The organism is Paraburkholderia saeva (assembly GCF_907164555.1).
GTDB classification, from domain to species: Bacteria; Pseudomonadota; Gammaproteobacteria; order Burkholderiales; family Burkholderiaceae; genus Paraburkholderia; species Paraburkholderia saeva.
The window spans coordinates 21,928-38,493 of sequence record NZ_CAJQZC010000003.1; the positions used below are offsets into that span (position 1 = coordinate 21,928).

Sequence of the window (16,566 nt, forward strand, 5' to 3'; positions counted from 1 at the left end):
CGCGTATGCAGCTTTCGTGCCACCAGCCGCCAGACCGTGCAGGGCGGCGTGTCGGATGCGTGAACGGCACGCTGTCCGGCGCGCGGTGCGACGGATTGTACATAAAGTCTCAACTTCGAGACTAGAAACGACCACCCGGGAGGCTCTGACCGCGTCAATTTCAGGATGGACGGCCTTGCTGGCGGTCTCGACGTTGAGATAAGCTGTCTACGTCTTGAGACGGCGGCACACATAAAACGATAATGGGAGACAGCGACACCATGATGAACGACTGGGCAGGGCTGCCCGAGAACTATAGCGATGTATTGCGAAGGGCGATGGAATCGCTCTTCCGGACGTTTGAGAATTTCAGCGAAGGCACGTTCATCGTCGACGCCGATGCGCGCGTCGTGTGGATCAACAAACGCTACGCGGCGCGCTTCGGGTTCTCCGATCCGCAGCAGGCCATCGGCCGCGACTGCGAAGCGGTGATTCCGAACAGCCTGATGCGCGATGTCGTCGCAACAGGCAAGCCGATCCTGCTCGATATCCTCGAAACCGACCGTGAGCCGCTCGTCGTCACCCGTCTCCCGTTGAAGGACGACGCGGGCGTGACGGTCGGCGCCGTCGGCTTTGCGCTCTTCGACGAACTCAAGGCGCTCACGCCGCTCTTCTCACATTACTCGCGCGTCCAGCAGGAACTGATCGCGACGCGTCAGTCGCTCGCGCAGGCGCGGCGCGCGAAATATACGTTCGCGAGTTTCGTCGGCACGAACGCCGTGAGCCTCGAGGTCAAACGCCAGGCACGGCGCGCGGCGCAGGTCGAGTCGCCCGTGCTGCTGCTCGGCGAGACGGGCACCGGCAAGGAACTGCTGGCGCACGCGATCCACGGCGCTTCTGCGCGGGCAAACAAACCGCTGGTGACGGTCAACGTCGCCGCGATTCCGGATACGCTGCTCGAAGTCGAGTTCTTCGGCGCGGCGGCGGGCGCCTATACGGGCGCCGATCGAAAGGGGCGCGTCGGCAAGTTCGAACTCGCCGATGGCGGCACGCTCTTTCTCGACGAGATCGGCGATATGCCACTGCCGTTGCAGGGCAAGTTGCTGCGCGTGCTGCAGGACAAGGAGTTCGAGCCGCTCGGCTCGAACCGGATCGTACGCGCGGACGTGCGGATCATCGCGGCCACCTCGGCGGACCTGCCGGCGCTCGTCCTGGCCGGACGCTTTCGCGCGGACCTCTTTTACCGGCTCAACGTGCTGACGATCCACGCGCCGCCGCTGCGTGAACGCGCGTCGGATATCGAAGCGCTGGCGTACGCAATACTGGAGGATCTGTCGTTGAACGTGCCGGGTGCGCACTTCGAGTTGCAGGACGACGCGTTACGTCTCCTGTGCGCTTACGCGTGGCCGGGGAATGTGCGCGAACTGCGCAACACGCTGGAGCGTGCAGTGATGATGTCGGACAGCGAACGCATCGACGCTCGCGTGCTCGCGCCGTTTCTCGGGCCGACGCGCGTGCCCGTTGCGGCACGCGAAGCCGTCATCGACGTCGCGGGTTCAACGGGCTCCGCTTCCACAATCGTGGCGGATGCCGGACACGAAACCTGGACTGACGCGATGGCCGCGTTCGAAAGGCGCTTCCTGAGCGACGCGCTGCGTGCAAGCGGCGGCCGCGTGACGGAAACCGCGACGCGTATCGGTATGGGACGGGCGACGCTCTACAAAAAGATCGCGGCCTACGGTATCGAGGCGTGACATGAATCACGCACGCTGCGCTGCGATCCTGCTCGCCACGGGTATCGTGTTCCACGCGCTGGACACGTTTGCGCAGACGGTCCCGGCGTCGGCGGTGTCCGCCGCATCCGGCGCTGGCGCATCGGCGGTCGAGCGCAAGAACTGGTACAACGACCCGTTTTTCGCGCTGTCGCACGCGGTGCCAAACTGCCCGGTGCCGCTCGGCCCGTTGATGACGAAGGCGCAAATGGAAGACGACGCGCACTATCGGGTCGAGCGCGGCACGACGTGCTGGCTGGCGCACAAATGCACGAAGCCCAATTCCTACATGTACGACCCGGAAATCGCCGACGCAATCCGCACGCGGTTTGCAGAGCCGGAAGGGCTCGACGGCACGAGCATCTGGATCACGGTGCAACGCCGCTTCGTCTATGCGGAAGGCTGCGCGCCGGCATCGTTCAATGCCGCCGCATTGCAGAAGCGTCTCGAAGCGATTCCTGACGTCGAGCAGGTCTTCATGCGCGTGACGGCGACGCCGCGCGGCCCGCTGCCCTACAAGACGCTTGCCGCACCCGACTGACGCAGCGCCATGTCAGCGTGGCAAAATCGCAGGATCCACAGAACAAAAAACCAGCCGGGGTTTTCCATGAAACACAATCGTTCGTTCCGCGCCCAATCGCGCTTCGCCACACGCACGCTATCTGCCGCCGCGGCCGCCTGCGCGGGCATGGGGCTCGCCGCTTTGGCCGGCTGTAGCAGCGCGCCGCCGCTGTTCTCTCCGGACGGTCTGCCCACGACGCAGGTCCAGTGTTCGGCGGCGGGTGGCGATGGCTGCGAGCAGCAGGCGCGGGGCATGTGTGGCGGCCCGTTCGAGGTCGTGCGCCAGACAACCGCCGACGGCGTGCGCAGCCTGCTCTTCGCGTGCAGGAAGCCGGGCTGAATCCGGCCACGACCTCCTCGCAATGAGCTGGCCCCGCTAGTGGTTGCTGCCGTTGCCAGGTAAATGCAGCAGCAACCGGATCAGATCGGGCTGACGGTTCGTCGCGGTCTTCTGATAGATCGACTGCAACTGCTTGCGCACTGTGTCGTGCTGGACGCCGATGCGCGTGGCGATTTCCTTCGGCGACATCCCTTCCGCCAGAAAATGCGCGACGCGGCACTCGGCGGGCGTCAGGTCGAACGCTGCGGCGAGCAGGTCTTCGTCGACGGGCGGCGCGGAAGGCGGGTGATAGAAGATCAGCATCACGATGGCCCGAAGCCCGAACACCGCCGACACCTCGCCGGGTGCGATCAGGTTATAGAACGCGTAGAGCGTGTCCTGCGGAAACGGGCTCGTGTCATCCTGGATGCGCATCACGCGATAGCGTGCGGCATCCGCGTGTACAGCCGCACTCGCGATGCGCAGATGCGCTTCGGTCGCCGCGCAGTCTTCCAGGAAGCGCTGCTGGAACGGCGCGGGTAGCGTCACCTTGCGATTGTTCGTGCGCACCATCATCGTGGTCTGCAGGAGCCGCTCGGCCGCGCCGTTGAGTCGCAGCACGTCGCCTTCCGTGCTAGCGAGAATGACAGGCTGTCGCCAGCGGTTGACGAGCGCGTGCCCCACCAGCGCATCCGTCGAAAACACGAAGCGCTGAACCTGGAATCTGGCGGCGCGCGCGAGATGTGGCGTCAGACGTTCGAGTATCGTCACCGCGTCGGGAGAGAACGGGCCCTGTTCGAGACTTCTCAGGCACGTGAAAAAAACGGCAACCGTTTCATCGTCGACGAGTTTTACGCATGACGCATAACGTCGTCCGCCCGGTAAAAGGAATTCCTGAAAAAACGGGTCATTCCGAACAAATTCTTCGTCAAAATGTTCGTGACAGTGTAACCATTTGAGTACCGGTCGAGACCACAAAGTCGAAAGCCGTGGATCAATACGATGATAACGGCGGATGTAGCCGAGTTCACGGCCGGGGAGCAGATTGAAACCATCGCTAAATGAAAGCGCGTTGTGTTTTTTATCGAAACCCACGAGATGAATGGTTTTCGCGCCAATCAGTTCGGCAAGCTCCGCGTAAAGCAGGTGCCATGTTTCCGGATCGCTGACGGTGTCATATATCTGATGTACCAGCCGGTCATACGGTGTTTCGCCCAATTCCACTGCGCCCCCGTGTCGTCGCGGCTCCAGGCGGATGATGGAATATTCAACCTGCCGCACATTTCGGGCTTTTTCCGCAAACGAGGAATATACAGCCCAATTAGCCATCGTTAATACTGGCTCCCTTGTGCCAATTTCGCGCATGCGGCGGTGCCTTTCCGTGCGGCGGCTAACGGATGAATGGAAGATGCCTGTCTTATAGTGTTCATCGATGTCCCGCAGTATTGTCATAACATGTGTTTTGCCTGCATTTTCCAGACGGCGCCTGACAGAAGCGTCGGGAAGCAGGATTTTTCTTTTTCGGCAACAACGCGTGGCCGCGGCACAATTCATGCGGAGAAAGCGGCACCAGAAACAGCAATTCCGGGGAAAACAATGAATCACCATCAACTCGAAAAAGATATTGAGCATCTGGAGCACGTTATCTCGCGCCTTTCTGCTCAGGACCGGATTCCGCTGTCGTACTGGCGTGACCGGATCGATCGTGTGCTGGGCGCCGCGCTTGTGCCTTCGCAGGCGAGCCGCGTCAAGCGCCTTAACGAAGCATTGCGTGCGCTGGAAGCGCGCATGCAGGTCAAATGACCGATCCGTGCGCGAGGCGGACTCACTCGCCGCGCCCCTGCTTTATTCCATGTGACAATCCTCCGGCGGCGCGTACGGGACCAGGCTACTCCGGGTCAGTGCATGGGCCAGCGCGGTGCGCAACGCGCATCGCGCATCGCGACCGCACCATGCAAGTGCCGCTTCACCCGTGCAACCAGGACAACTCATGATCCACGCAGGATTCTCGGCCGCGCGGCTGGCGAAGTTGACCGCGGCCATGCAGGGCTATGTCGACCGGGGCGAGGTGGCCGGTGTCGTGACGCTGATCTGGCGGCGCGGAGAGATCGCGCAGATGGATGCGCTCGGTGCGCTCGACGACGTTTCCCGGCAACCGATGGCCCGCAACACGCTGTTTCGCATCGCATCGATGACGAAGCCCGTGACGAGCGCGGCGATCATGATGCTCGCGGAAGAAGACCGGTTGACGCTCGATGCGCCGGTCGCCCGGTGGTTGCCGGAACTGGAGAACCTGCGGGTGCTGCGCGACCCCGCCGGGCCGCTTGACGACACCGTCGAAGCCCGCGTACCGATCACGATTCTCGACCTGCTGACGCACCGCGCCGGCTTTGCCTATCACTTCACCGCGCTCGGGCCGCTCGCCGAAGCCTACCAGGGCGCATTCAACGGGTTCGAGTCGTCGGCGGGGCCGGATGGCTGGCTCAAGCGCATCGCGGCGCTGCCGTTGATGTTCCAGCCCGGCTCGCGCTGGCACTACGGCATTGCCACCGATGTACTCGGCGTGCTGATCTATCGCATCACGGGCCTGTCGCTCGGCGACTTCTTCCGTACGCGCATTTTCGAGCCGCTTGGCATGCGTGATACCGCGTTCTGGGTGCCCGAAGCGCAGCTTTCGCGTCTTGCCACGGCCTACGCGATCGATCCGGCGACGAAGCGGCGTGTTGTCGAGGATCATCCGGAAGGCAGCCGCTGGGCCAACCCGGAGCGCTTCCACAGCGGTGGCGGAGGGCTCGTGTCGACCGCGGAAGACTATCTCCAGTTCGCCCGCCTGCTGCTTGGGCGCGGTCGCGTGGACGACACGCGATTGCTCTCGCATCGTTCCGTCGACCTGATGCGATCGAACTTCCTGAGCCGTGACCAGCGCCGGTTGCCGTCGTTTGGTCATATCGTCTGGGCCGGACAGGGCTTCGGGCTGGGGCTCGCCGTCGTCGACGATCCGGCGCAGCAGTTGCCGCTCGGCTATCGCTCGGCGGGATCGTTCAGCTGGCCCGGCGCCTATGGCACCAGCTGGCTTGCCGACCCCGTCGAAGACATGATCGCGATGATGCTGATCCAGCGGCGTGGTATCGAGCCGTTTCCGATGTCGGTCGAATTCGAGCGCCGCCTGTACGACGCCATCGACGACTGATTCACGCAGCATGCAATGCAGGTCGCGCGGCATGCCGGCGCGATGGCGCCGTGGCCAGCATCTTTTCGGACTGGTAGAGTCGTGCCGTCGTCGTCACCGACACCGACTGGAGACTGTTCCTCATGGCCACCTACAGGCAGTTGACTGCGCAACTCGAGAAGCTCCACAAGGAAGTGGCGGTCGCGCGCGAGAAGGAAGTGGCGCAGGTCGTTGCGGACATCAAGCTGTTGATCGAGGAGTTCGATATTACGGCTGAAGAACTCGGCTTCGCCGCGCCGGGCACGAAAAACACCAAAACGAAAGGCCGCAAGCCGGCATTGCCCCCGCGCTATCGCAATCCCAAAACCGGCGAGACATGGAGCGGACGCGGACGCTCGCCAGGATGGATCGTCGGGAAAAATCGCGAGCGCTTCCTCATAGAGAGCTGACGGGCCACACGGTGCGATGTGGGTCGAGGCCTGCTTCGTGCGCTTCGTGCATACGCGTGGTGAGTTGTAGTGCGTCCGCTTTTGCACCGCTTGCGTGGGTCCCGAAAACGCTCACCTTTGGCGATCGGTCTGGCTCTGCGGGAGCGAATAGCGCGATGTACCGACCAGCACACTTCATGTATCGCCGTGCGGTATCGCGGTCATGCAACGCGTGACCAGCATGATGGTTTCGCGAAACGAAAACGCGGTGCGCACGATGTTCTCGACCTCGCGCAAAGCCTTTCAGTAGAAGGCTTTCAGCCCGGCATGATCATGCTCGCATTGCGTGGGGAATCAATACATCGACGATGTTACCGGAGCAGGTTGTACGCACGCGAACCCGCTATCGCTGGCTGAATACAGGGCCTACCTGCTTCACCCGAAAACGCGCCGCAAGCGTCGCGGCCGCACAGGTCCCGAAAATCCTCACCTTACCGAAAACCTGATCCGCAGCGACACGTGCGCGATGCGTGTGTAGCCACGTTCGCGGACCCTCGGTGGAAACCCGGAAATGAGTCCGTCTCATACCCCGGATCAAAAATCATCGATTCATGGTGTCGCACGGCGCGCAGCACAATCAGCCATCGACTAACCCCACTTCCGACGGGAGAGACCATGAGCGCATCAATGGAAAAGCAACTCTATATCGGTGAAGGATTCGAAGGCCCGGGCGTGAACCTCGCGCACATCAACGTGCGGGTCGGACCGCGCAGTGGCCCGGCGGGCCAGGCGTTCGCGACTGCACTCGCCACGCCTTTCAGCGGCCACGCGCCGTTCGTCGTGATCGCCCGCCCTGGCGTGACGACCACGGTCGGCTACGACATGGGCGCATACCAGGACGCGGGTGGCCATTCGCGCAAGCACATCATGGATGCCATCGACGGATCGCTGACGCGTCTCGGTATGGATTACGTCGACGTCTACATGCTGCATGACTTCGACGTGAACACGCCCGTCGAGGAAACGATGCGCGCGCTCGACGACATCGTGCGGGCAGGCAAGGCGCGCTATATCGGCGTGTCGGTGTTCAGCCCGTTTGCGCGTGGCCTCCTTACATGCGATCCGGTTTCGACCCGCAACCAGACCGACTTCTTCACCGCGCAGATATATGGCAATGCAGCCTCGCGTGAAATTGCGGCATCGGTGGCGCGCGTCGCGGTGCAGCGCGGCGTGAGTGCCGCGCAGATCGCGCAGGCGTGGGTGCTCGGGCATACGGGCGTGTCGAGCATGCCTCGTTCGCGGTGACGTGCCTTTCGCTGGTTGCGCTGAGCGTGCTGCTCAATTCGACAACGGTGGCGATGATCGTCGCCTTCGCCGTGTTCACGTTGACGATGTCGGCGTTTTCGAACCTGGTGGGCGTGTTTCCGACGGAAGTGCGCGCGTGCGGTGTCGGCCTGGCCATCGCGTGCAGCCGGCTGGGCTCGGCGATTGGCACGTTCCTGCTGCCGCTCGGCATCGCGGTACTCGGCCTTCACGCTCCCATGATGGTGCTCGCGGCCGTGCTGCTGGTTGGCATGCTCGTTTCGATCGCCTGGGCTCCGGAAACAAAACATCTGACGCTGAACGAAGCCAGCCGGAGCCGACCCGCCGTTCGACAGCCCGTGCGGCGGCCGCCCCGCTGAACCGGGCCCGCCGTTCGGGCGCCCCGTCCGGGCGTCCCGTTTCCCGACGCGGGCGCCCATGACGTGTATCATTCGTCCCGGCGCTGTTCTGTGCCGGGATTTCCCGTTTTTCGGGCAAATTCCCCCACCTTCGCCGTCGCGTCTGGCGCTGCCGGCGCACCAGCCCGCGCCGGCCGCACGCCGTGACGCGCGCTCGAACCCCTACCGTGATTCCCAGCACCGATGTCAGTCTCCGAACTCAAACGCCGCCGTACCTTCGCGGTCATTTCCCACCCCGACGCGGGCAAGACCACGCTTACCGAAAAGCTGCTGCTGTTTTCGGGCGCGATCCAGATTGCGGGCACCGTGAAGGGTCGCAAGAGCAATCGCTACGCCACGTCGGACTGGATGGAGATCGAAAAGCAGCGCGGCATTTCGGTCGCGAGTTCGGTGATGCAGTTCGAGTACGGCGAAGCCGTCATCAATCTGCTCGATACGCCCGGCCACGAAGACTTCTCTGAAGACACGTATCGCGTGCTGACCGCGGTCGACGCCGCCGTGATGGTGATCGACGGCGCGAACGGTGTCGAAGCGCAGACGCTGAAGCTGCTCGAAGTGTGCCGCAGCCGCAAGACGCCGATCGTCACGTTCATCAACAAGCTCGACCGCGAAGTGCGCGAGCCGCTCGAGCTGCTCGACGAAATCGAGCAGCATCTTGGCGTGGCGGCGGTGCCGTTCACGTGGCCGATCGGCATGGGCAAGGATTTCCAGGGCGTCTACGACATCCAGCGCGACCAGGTGCGCGTGTTCCGCGCCGGCCAGGACACGGCCGGCGGCGCGGTGGAAACGCTGCACAACCTCTCCGACGAAGAAGGCGAAAAGCGCTTCGGTCAGGCGTGGACGCGTGCGAAGGACGAAATCGAGCTGATCACCGGCGCGTCGCCGGAATTCGATCGCGAGGCGTTTCTGGCGGGTGAGCAGTCGCCGGTGCTGTTCGGCTCGGCGATCAACAACTTCGGCGTGAAGGAAATTCTCGACGCGCTCGTCGACCTCGCGCCGCCGCCTTCGATGCGCATGGCCGTGCAACGTCCGGTGATGCCGGACGAGCCGAAGTTCACGGGCGTCGTGTTCAAGGTGCAGGCGAACATGGACCCGGCGCACCGCGACCGGGTGGCATTTATCCGCGTGTGCTCGGGGCACTTTGAGCGCGGCATGGCGCTGAAGGTGACACGCTCGGGCAAGACGTTCCGCGCGAGTAACGTGGTGACGTTCCTGTCGCAGCGCCGCGAGACGGTGAGCGAAGCGTACGCGGGCGACATCATCGGCATTCCGAATCACGGCACACTGTCACTTGGCGACACGCTGACCGAAGGCGAGATGCTGCAGTTCGTCGGCCTGCCGTTCTTCGCGCCGGAAATTTTCCAGACTGTCGAAGTGGTCGACCCGATGCGCGCGAAGCAGCTCGGCGAAGCGCTCAAGCAACTCGGCGAGGAAGGCGCGATTCAGGTGTTCCGTCCGGACCTGGGCGGCCTGACGATTCTCGGCGCGGTCGGCCAGCTGCAGTTCGAAGTGGTGTCGCACCGTCTGTCGACCGAGTACAAGGTCGATGTGCGGATGGCGCCCGCGCGCTACCGCATGTCGCGCTGGGTCACGTGCGACGATCCGGCGGAACTGCGTCGCTTCACGGATTCGTACGCCGCGCGGATCGCGCTCGACGCATCGAATGCGCCGACATATCTGGCCTCGCACATCTCCGAGATCGAGGTCGCACAGAAGGCGTGGCCGAAGATCGTCTTCAACGAACTACGCGAGCATTCCGGCGCCCCGTTCAAGAAGGCGATGTAACGGGCGGTTGGGTGGCTTTCGAATAGAGCCTTCTTGCGAAGATTCCGCCCGGCTGGGGCCGAGGGGGTGGCGATGCTATTCCCCCTCGGCATCAGGCTGGTCGATATCGGCATAGTGGTCTGGACGAGAACCGCCAACCCGACGCTCGCCTCACGGATGACCTGCCGCTCTTTGCCGCGAAGAGGGTTCGTGAATCGCCGAAGGCCAGCAGTAATCCAAAAAGTCAGGACAGGCGGAAGGCTGCAACGTCGTGCGGGGATCGATACGTGACTGGTGCAAGGGTACGAACTGTGTCCGGAGAATCGAGATGGGCCGACGCATCAAGCGGCTCAGGTAGCAGACAGACTGTCGAATCGGTGCTCGACAGATTGTGGAATGTTTGCCGGAGTGACCACGACCACCGACGATGACGGACCAACCGCCGACGCCGGCAGCAACTTGTGAAAGTGCATGACGTGGTGGCATGCGGTTCGCATGTCCTGCCGCAGGTCGTGATGCAACACCGCACTGAGTTTCCCCTCATGCAGCAATTCAACATTGTCGCGATCCAGGTCGTGCCCGATGAAACACCTGGGCGTCTGGCCTATCGACTTGAGCGCGCGCAGTATCGCTACATTTCCCCCGCCCATCGAATACACAGCCACGATTTTCCGGTCTGAACCGACGGCCTGCTTTACCCGCTCTTCAGTCTGGGCGTCGAGGCCGTGACCGCCGCTGGCATCAACCAGTCTTAACTTCGGAAAGCGTTGCTGCAACTCATTCCGAAAGCTGCTTTCGCGCTCCTCCTCGCCCCAAAAACGTTCGCTACTCATCGTGACGAGTACATCCCCTTCACGGCGAGGGAGCCATTGGCCAATGAGGTAGGCAGCCGTCGCGCCTGCCACCCGATTGTCGAGACCAGCGTACGCAATGCGTATCGATTGCGGAATGTCCGTAAAGATGGTGATGACAGGGATATCACGTTGCCGCAAATCCGCGACGGCGTCGACAACCTCGGGTACATCCCGGGCCTTGAGAAATACGCCGTGGCTGCCCCGTCGGCCGATCGCCTTCAGTGCGTCCACGACTTCCGCCGTGGTCATGGTGTCCTGCATCAGAAACCGGGGCCGAAACACCGCCGGCTTCAGGCCCGGAAGTTCCGACTCCAGTGCTTCGCGTATCTCGTCGGAAAACCGGCGCGGCGCTTCGACAACCACATCCACAACGAGCTTGCGCCCGCTCGTCGCAAGCTGGAATTGCTGTTTCTCCAGTTCCTTTATCGCATGCTGCACGCGCTGGCGAGTGTGCTCACGGACGTGCTCCCGCCCGTTCAATATCCGGTCGACAGTCGCCAGCCCGAGACCCGCCTGAAGGGCGATTTCCTTCATGAGGAAACGACGAGCCATGTCGAGCAGGTCCTGGTTTGAGGTGTTTTTGATGTGTTTATGGTAACCCGGCCGTCTGCTTGAGGGCTATTGTTGTCACAAGAACAGGAGGAGAGACCGTGAACCCCACTGAACCGCGCCGGGATATCCCGTTGCGCCACTGGTACCGGGAGCAGGACTGTTCGCTCCAGGACTTCGTCGCTGCGCTTCAGCCCCGCCCAGATGGCAGGAGCCTGAAATTCGCTGCCCGGACAGTCGACCACATTCCGATGTACGACTGCCAGGCGCTCGTTGGCGTCCTGGGTCACGCAATGCAGTGCGCGGACCTGAAGGCCGAATGGGCGAAGGTCTTGAGCGCGGGTGCTGGCGTCCTGGTACTGAAGCGCATTTTTGCCGACACGGCGCCCGTCGATGAAGCGACCACCGTTTTTGATTCGGTCATCCGGGAGGAGCGGGAAGCCGGTGGCGCCGCTGCAGACCATTTCGCCAGAGCGGGAGCGAACGACCGTATCTGGAACGCTCAGGAGAAGCTTTGCCTGCGCGCCCCATCGGTGTTCGCCCGCTATTTCGGGAGCCCGGCTCTGCGTGCGATAGCTGACGCGTGGCTGGGTCCTCACTTCCAGGTGACGTCGCAGGTCAATGTTGTGCGTCCCGGCGGGCAGGCACAACAGGCGCACCGCGATTACCACCTGGGATTTCAAACGGCAGCGGAGGCCGGGCGCTACCCCGCACACGTTCACGCGATGTCTTCCTTCCTGACGTTGCAAGGGGCCATTGCGCACAGCGACATGCCAGTGGAAAGTGGGCCGACCAGGCTGCTGCCCTTCTCGCAGCGCTATGCCGAGGGATACCTCGCGTGGCGCCGCCAGGACTTCCGCGACTACTTTGAAACGCACTACGTTCAGCTTCCGCTCGAAAAAGGCGATGCGTTGTTCTTCAATCCCGCGCTCTTCCATGCCGCCGGTTCGAACCGCACGACTTCTGTTCAGCGTATGGCCAACCTCCTGCAGATTTCTTCGGCTTACGGCCGCGCGATGGAGTCGGTAAATCGCACGAAGATGTGCGAGGTGCTTTATCCGGTGCTGCTGGACCGGGTGCGCGACGACAGCATTCCCCTTGAGGAAGTCGACGCGGTAATAGCGTCATGTGCGGAGGGCTATCCATTTCCGACGAACCTGGACAGGGACCCGCCACAGGGTGGCCTCGCGCCGGAAAGCCAGCAGGGACTGTTCCGGCGCGCCCTGACAGAGCGGTGGAGCACGGAAAGGTTCGTGGGCGAGCTACGCAGGCAGACCGGGAGACGCGAGCCGTAGAGACGCCTGAGGGCCTCTTTGCCAGGGACGGAAATCCTGTGATGGCGTTGATCGCTGAAGAAGGCATCCGCACGATGGCGAAAGGGCACGGCCATTGACGATCGCCAGTCCAGCCGGAATCCCGCGGCAGACGACGACTTTTCTGACGCAGCGCGACGAATTGCGCTTTCCGACGGCTATCGCGTCAACGTAATAACGAGGTAGCCGAGATAGAGCAACCCATTGACGAGCAGCGCCCAGATCGCGAGACCGGGCGCGCGTGCGTTGACGCGCATCCATGCCGCGGCGACCAGCGTGATGACAACGCCGGTCACCACTTCGATACGCGGCTCCCAGGGTGTCAGCAGGATGCCGATGGCGGGCAGCAAGGTGCCCTGAAACACCATCGCGCCCGTGATGTTGCCGAACGCGAGCGTGTCCTTGCCACGGCGGATCCACAGAATGCTGTTGACCTTCTCCGGCAGTTCGGTCGCAATCGGAATGATCAGCAGCGAGAGCAGCAGCGGCGAAACGCCGAGCCCTTCGGAGACGCCGCGCACGCCATGAATGAAACCCTCCGCGCCCCAGACCAGCAGCGCGACCGCAAGCAGCAGCTGCAAGCCGATCGTGAGCATCGTGGTCGGCAGGCCGATGCGTGCAAGCAGCATGCGGCCCGGCGCCTCGGTGCCGTGTCCTTCCGCGACGAGATTGCTCGATGCACGGAACGTCATCACCACATACGTCACATACACGCCGACCAGCGCGACGCTGAAGAGCGCGCGCACGGACGTGCGCTCGTGCGGCACGTACATCGCGACAGCAGCGAGAAAGAACGCGAACAGGAAGTAATTGAGGTCGCGGGTGAAGCCGGTACGCTCGGGCATGACGCGCCCGTCGACACCGCGTGTGCGCAGCACGGCAAGCGTCATCAGAAACGTCGACAGCGTGGAGAGCATCAGCGGCGCGCCGAGAATCGCGCCGACGCCGATCTCCTGGTTGACGCCGCCGGGCCCCGTGCTGCTGGCGATGGCGAGTAGCGGCACGATCGTCTCCGGCAATGCGGTGCCGACCGCCGCGAACAGCGAGCCGGTCACGCCTTCGGAAATTTTCAGCCGTTCGCCGAGGTGTTCGAGCGCGTTCGTGAAGAGTTCAGCCGCCACCAGAATGACGACCAGCATGATGGCGAGTTCGACGAGGAGTGAGGTCACGCACATCCCTCCGCACGACACGCGCGGGATGTTGCGCTCAAGGGGAATATGGCGGGAATGAAAATGAAAAGGTGACGCTTCACAGGAGTCTCCGGGGCCGGACGTACACGAACCATGACGCACCGCTTCCCGTCCGACCCGGGACGAAGCAGCACGTCAATGGTCTCGCCAGACCTGTGCGGTCGAATGCGCCATGGCTCAGGACAGTTGAAACCGCCGGGCCAGATATGTTGACGCATTCTCCTCCGGGGAAGGAGGAAGGCTACTCCCCAATGACCGGGCGATTCTAACGGCACATGGCGCTTTCAACAAGCCTGGCCGGCCCGCGGTTCTTACACCGCGGCCGGATTCGCGCGAACCATGCGCATCAACTTCGCCTATCCTGTTGAAGGATACGCGGGCCCGTAGCGCCTGCGCGCCCCTCCTCGCCCGGGTCGATCCGGGCTCACCTTTTCGCGGAGTGCCTGTGACCGTTCGCAATCTCGACGCGTTGTTCCGGCCGCAATCCGTTGCCGTCATCGGCGCCTCGAAGCGCGCGGGCAGCATCGGTGAAATGGTGTGGTCGCGTGTACTTCATGGTGGCTTCGGCGGCGCGTTGTGGCCGGTCAATCCGAAATATGACGAACTCGACGGACATCGCGTGATGGCCGACGTCGGCGATCTGGCCGAACCAGCCAGCGTGGCTTTGATCTGCACACCGCCGGCGACGTGGGCCGCGATCGTGCATCGTCTCGGCGGCATGGGCACGCGTGCGGCGATCATCGTCGGCGAGGCGCGTTGTGATGAAGACCGGACCGCGGTGCGTCACGCGCTCGCCGCGGCTAAGCCGCATTTGCTACGCATTGTCGGGCCCGCCAGTCTCGGTGTCGTGACGCCCGCGCTCGGCGCGCATCTCGGCGCGCCGTCGTGCACCGTGAAGGCGGGCGGCGTGGCGTGGGTGTCGCAGTCGAATGCGCTGACGAATGCCGTGCTCGGCTGGGCGCATGCGCGCGGGCTCGGCTTTTCGCATGCCGTGGCGCTTGGCGACGAAGCGGACGTCGACGCAGGCGACGTGCTCGACTACCTCGCGAGCGACCCGGGTACGCGTGCCATCCTGCTCGAACTCGACACGGTGCGCGCGGCACGCAAGTTCATGTCGGCGGCGCGCGCCGCGGCGCGTAACAAGCCGGTGCTCGCCTTGCGCCCAGGTCGCTCCGATCCCGTCGATGCGCTCTACACCGCCGCGTTCCGTCGCGCGGGGATGGTGCGCGTCGATACGCTCGACGATCTGCTCGACGAAATCGAAACGCTCGGCGTGGGCCGTGTCGCCGCGAGCGATACGGCGACGCTGATCACGAGTGACCGCGGCGTCGCCGCGCTCGCCTCAGACGCGTTCGCTGCGTCAGGCGACACGCTCGCCCGCTGGCCCGACGACGCTACCGAAGCCGTCGTGAACGCGCTGCCGAACGCGACGCCAGGCAACCCGTTGCTGCTCGGCGACAACGCGCGCCCGGAACACTTCGGCACCGCGCTCGAACTGCTGGCGACACGACGTGCGACGGGCACAGCGTTCGTGGTTCACGCATCGACCCACAGCGCGCCCGCCGCGCAGGTTGCAAAAGTGCTGTGCGCGCAGCAGAAGTTTGCGTATCGCGGGCTGCTGGCGTGTTTTTTCGGCGGCGTCGATACCGCGACGCGCGATGCGTTACACGCGCACGGCATTCCGGTGCACACCACGCCGCAGCGGCTCGCGAGCGCCTTCGCGCGCCTTGTCGACTACCGGCTTGGCCGTGAACTGCTGATGCAGACGCCGGAAGGGTTGTCCGCACGGTTGCCCGAATCGATCGATGCCGCGCAGGCTCAGGCCTGCGCCGCACTGACGGCGGCCGAAGCAGGGCAGGTCGTCGACACAACAACAGCGAAGCTCACCGGCGACGATGCTGCGCGTCTCCTCGGCCATTTTGGACTCACAGTCGAGCCGAAGGAATCGGCCGAACGGGTCATTGTCGACATCGCGGTTGAACTGCATGACGACGAGAACTTCGGCCCCGTGTTTCGCTTCACGGCGCCATCGGCCGATGGCGTGTCGCCGCCGATGCGCTCATACGGCCTGCCGCCGCTCAATCCGGTCCTCGCGCGCGACATCGTCGGGCGTTCGCCGTATGCGCATCTTGTGCCGGCTGAACCGTCGCTCGTCGCATTGACCGGGATTTCGCAGGCCGTGTGCGACGTGCGAGAGATCGTCGGGCTTTCTTTGACGATGCGCGTGTTCCAGACGCGTACCGTCATCGTCGGGCCGTGTGTGCGGCTCGCGCGCAAACGCAGCCGCCTTGCGATCGTGCCTTATCCGCGACGCTTCGAGGAGACGCTTGACTGGCACGGCCTGCGCGTCACAATCCGGCCGATCCGTCCCGAAGACGAAGCCGCGCACAGCGAAATGGTGAAGGGGATGACCGCCGATGATCTGCGTCTGCGCTTTTTCGGCGCGGTACGCAGCTTCGACCATTCGCAGCTCGCGCGGATGACGCAGATCGACTACGACCGCGAGATGGCATTGATCGCGACGATTACCGACGAGCACGGTTCGATGCATACGCTGGGCGTCGTGCGCGCGATAGCGGATCCGGATAACGAAACGGCCGAATTTGCGGTGGCGCTGCGCTCCGACCAGAAGGGACGCAAGCTGGGTCGCCTGTTGATGGAGCGCATCATTGCGTATGCGCGCACGCGCGGCACGCACTGGCTTGTTGGCGAAGCGCTGCGCGAGAACACACCGATGATCCGGCTTGCACAGGCCTGCGGTTTTACCGTGACGAGGACTGAGGACCCGGGTGTGGTGGGGTTCAGGATGGCGCTCGATGAGGAGGTGGGCGACAGTCGGGCGTGAAAGAGAAATATGCCGAACGGTCTATTTGTTGAAGCGTAGTTTTACTTTATGCTTCAGATTAATTAGTTATACAGAGGGTATCGATCGTGACAACATCAATAA

Annotated in this window: 12 protein-coding genes, 2 pseudogenes and 1 riboswitch; of the genes and pseudogenes, 11 read left to right on the forward strand and 3 right to left on the reverse strand. The window is 63.4% G+C overall.

What is annotated here, in order from left to right; translation table 11 throughout:
* Nucleotides 1-260: 260 nt before the first annotated feature.
* The 3 genes from LPA36_RS08290 to LPA36_RS08300 all read left to right on the forward strand — a co-directional run bounded on the left by LPA36_RS08290 (nucleotide 261) and on the right by LPA36_RS08300 (nucleotide 2,652).
* Complete coding sequence (locus LPA36_RS08290) at nucleotides 261-1,733, forward strand: sigma-54 interaction domain-containing protein (protein WP_324250915.1); 1,473 nt, start codon at nucleotides 261-263, stop codon at nucleotides 1,731-1,733.
* A gap of 1 nt (nucleotide 1,734) precedes the next feature.
* Nucleotides 1,735-2,292, forward strand: coding sequence for a BON domain-containing protein (locus tag LPA36_RS08295; protein WP_228875680.1), 558 nt, complete (start codon nucleotides 1,735-1,737; stop codon nucleotides 2,290-2,292).
* 66 nt (nucleotides 2,293-2,358) lie between these two features.
* Entirely contained in the window at nucleotides 2,359-2,652 is a 294-nt protein-coding gene (locus tag LPA36_RS08300) for a hypothetical protein (protein WP_228875681.1), read from the forward strand.
* A 36-nt stretch (nucleotides 2,653-2,688) separates the two neighbouring features.
* On the opposite strand, the gene LPA36_RS08305 is transcribed toward LPA36_RS08300, so the two are convergent.
* Nucleotides 2,689-4,263, reverse strand: a complete 1,575-nt coding sequence (locus LPA36_RS08305; RefSeq protein ID WP_228875682.1) for a helix-turn-helix transcriptional regulator — start codon at nucleotides 4,261-4,263, stop codon at nucleotides 2,689-2,691.
* Between LPA36_RS08305 and LPA36_RS08310 the strand changes: the two genes are divergently transcribed.
* From LPA36_RS08310 to LPA36_RS08335, 6 genes and pseudogenes are all read left to right on the forward strand, one after another.
* Nucleotides 4,228-4,434 (forward strand): hypothetical protein, encoded by a 207-nt coding sequence (locus LPA36_RS08310; RefSeq protein ID WP_228875683.1) that lies wholly within the window; start codon nucleotides 4,228-4,230, stop codon nucleotides 4,432-4,434. The two genes, LPA36_RS08305 and LPA36_RS08310, sit on opposite strands and share 36 nt — an antisense overlap.
* A gap of 187 nt (nucleotides 4,435-4,621) precedes the next feature.
* The gene (locus LPA36_RS08315; RefSeq protein ID WP_228875684.1) at nucleotides 4,622-5,821 is read left to right on the forward strand and encodes a serine hydrolase domain-containing protein; all 1,200 of its coding nucleotides are present in this window, start codon (nucleotides 4,622-4,624) and stop codon (nucleotides 5,819-5,821) included.
* A gap of 122 nt (nucleotides 5,822-5,943) precedes the next feature.
* Entirely contained in the window at nucleotides 5,944-6,249 is a 306-nt protein-coding gene (locus LPA36_RS08320) for an H-NS histone family protein (RefSeq protein WP_228875685.1), read from the forward strand.
* Between the two features lie 654 nt (nucleotides 6,250-6,903).
* Nucleotides 6,904-7,308 (forward strand): annotated as a pseudogene (locus tag LPA36_RS29505) (aldo/keto reductase); the annotation flags it as partial.
* Between the two features lie 212 nt (nucleotides 7,309-7,520).
* Nucleotides 7,521-7,910: pseudogene (locus tag LPA36_RS08330) on the forward strand (MFS transporter); the annotation flags it as partial.
* 222 nt (nucleotides 7,911-8,132) lie between these two features.
* Nucleotides 8,133-9,734 (forward strand): peptide chain release factor 3, encoded by a 1,602-nt coding sequence (locus LPA36_RS08335; RefSeq protein ID WP_228875687.1) that lies wholly within the window; start codon nucleotides 8,133-8,135, stop codon nucleotides 9,732-9,734.
* 329 nt (nucleotides 9,735-10,063) lie between these two features.
* Here the strand turns inward: LPA36_RS08335 and LPA36_RS08340 are convergent, their stop codons facing one another.
* Nucleotides 10,064-11,119, reverse strand: coding sequence for a LacI family DNA-binding transcriptional regulator (locus LPA36_RS08340; protein WP_228875688.1), 1,056 nt, complete (start codon nucleotides 11,117-11,119; stop codon nucleotides 10,064-10,066).
* 98 nt (nucleotides 11,120-11,217) lie between these two features.
* Between LPA36_RS08340 and LPA36_RS08345 the strand changes: the two genes are divergently transcribed.
* Nucleotides 11,218-12,411 carry a phytanoyl-CoA dioxygenase family protein gene (locus LPA36_RS08345; protein ID WP_228875689.1) on the forward strand — a complete coding sequence of 398 codons (1,194 nt, stop codon included), beginning with the start codon at nucleotides 11,218-11,220 and terminating at the stop codon, nucleotides 12,409-12,411.
* Nucleotides 12,412-12,587: 176 nt separating this feature from the next.
* Here LPA36_RS08345 and LPA36_RS08350 read toward each other — a convergent pair whose 3' ends face one another.
* On the reverse strand, nucleotides 12,588-13,598 hold the full coding sequence (locus LPA36_RS08350; protein ID WP_228875690.1) for a sodium:calcium antiporter: 1,011 nt from the start codon (nucleotides 13,596-13,598) through the stop codon (nucleotides 12,588-12,590).
* 95 nt (nucleotides 13,599-13,693) lie between these two features.
* Nucleotides 13,694-13,881: riboswitch (yybP-ykoY riboswitch) on the reverse strand.
* Nucleotides 13,882-14,064: 183 nt separating this feature from the next.
* Here LPA36_RS08350 and LPA36_RS08355 point away from each other — a divergent pair.
* A complete protein-coding gene (locus LPA36_RS08355; protein ID WP_228875691.1) occupies nucleotides 14,065-16,464 on the forward strand; it encodes a GNAT family N-acetyltransferase in 2,400 nt (799 codons plus the stop codon).
* The last annotated feature ends 102 nt before the right edge of the window (nucleotides 16,465-16,566 follow it).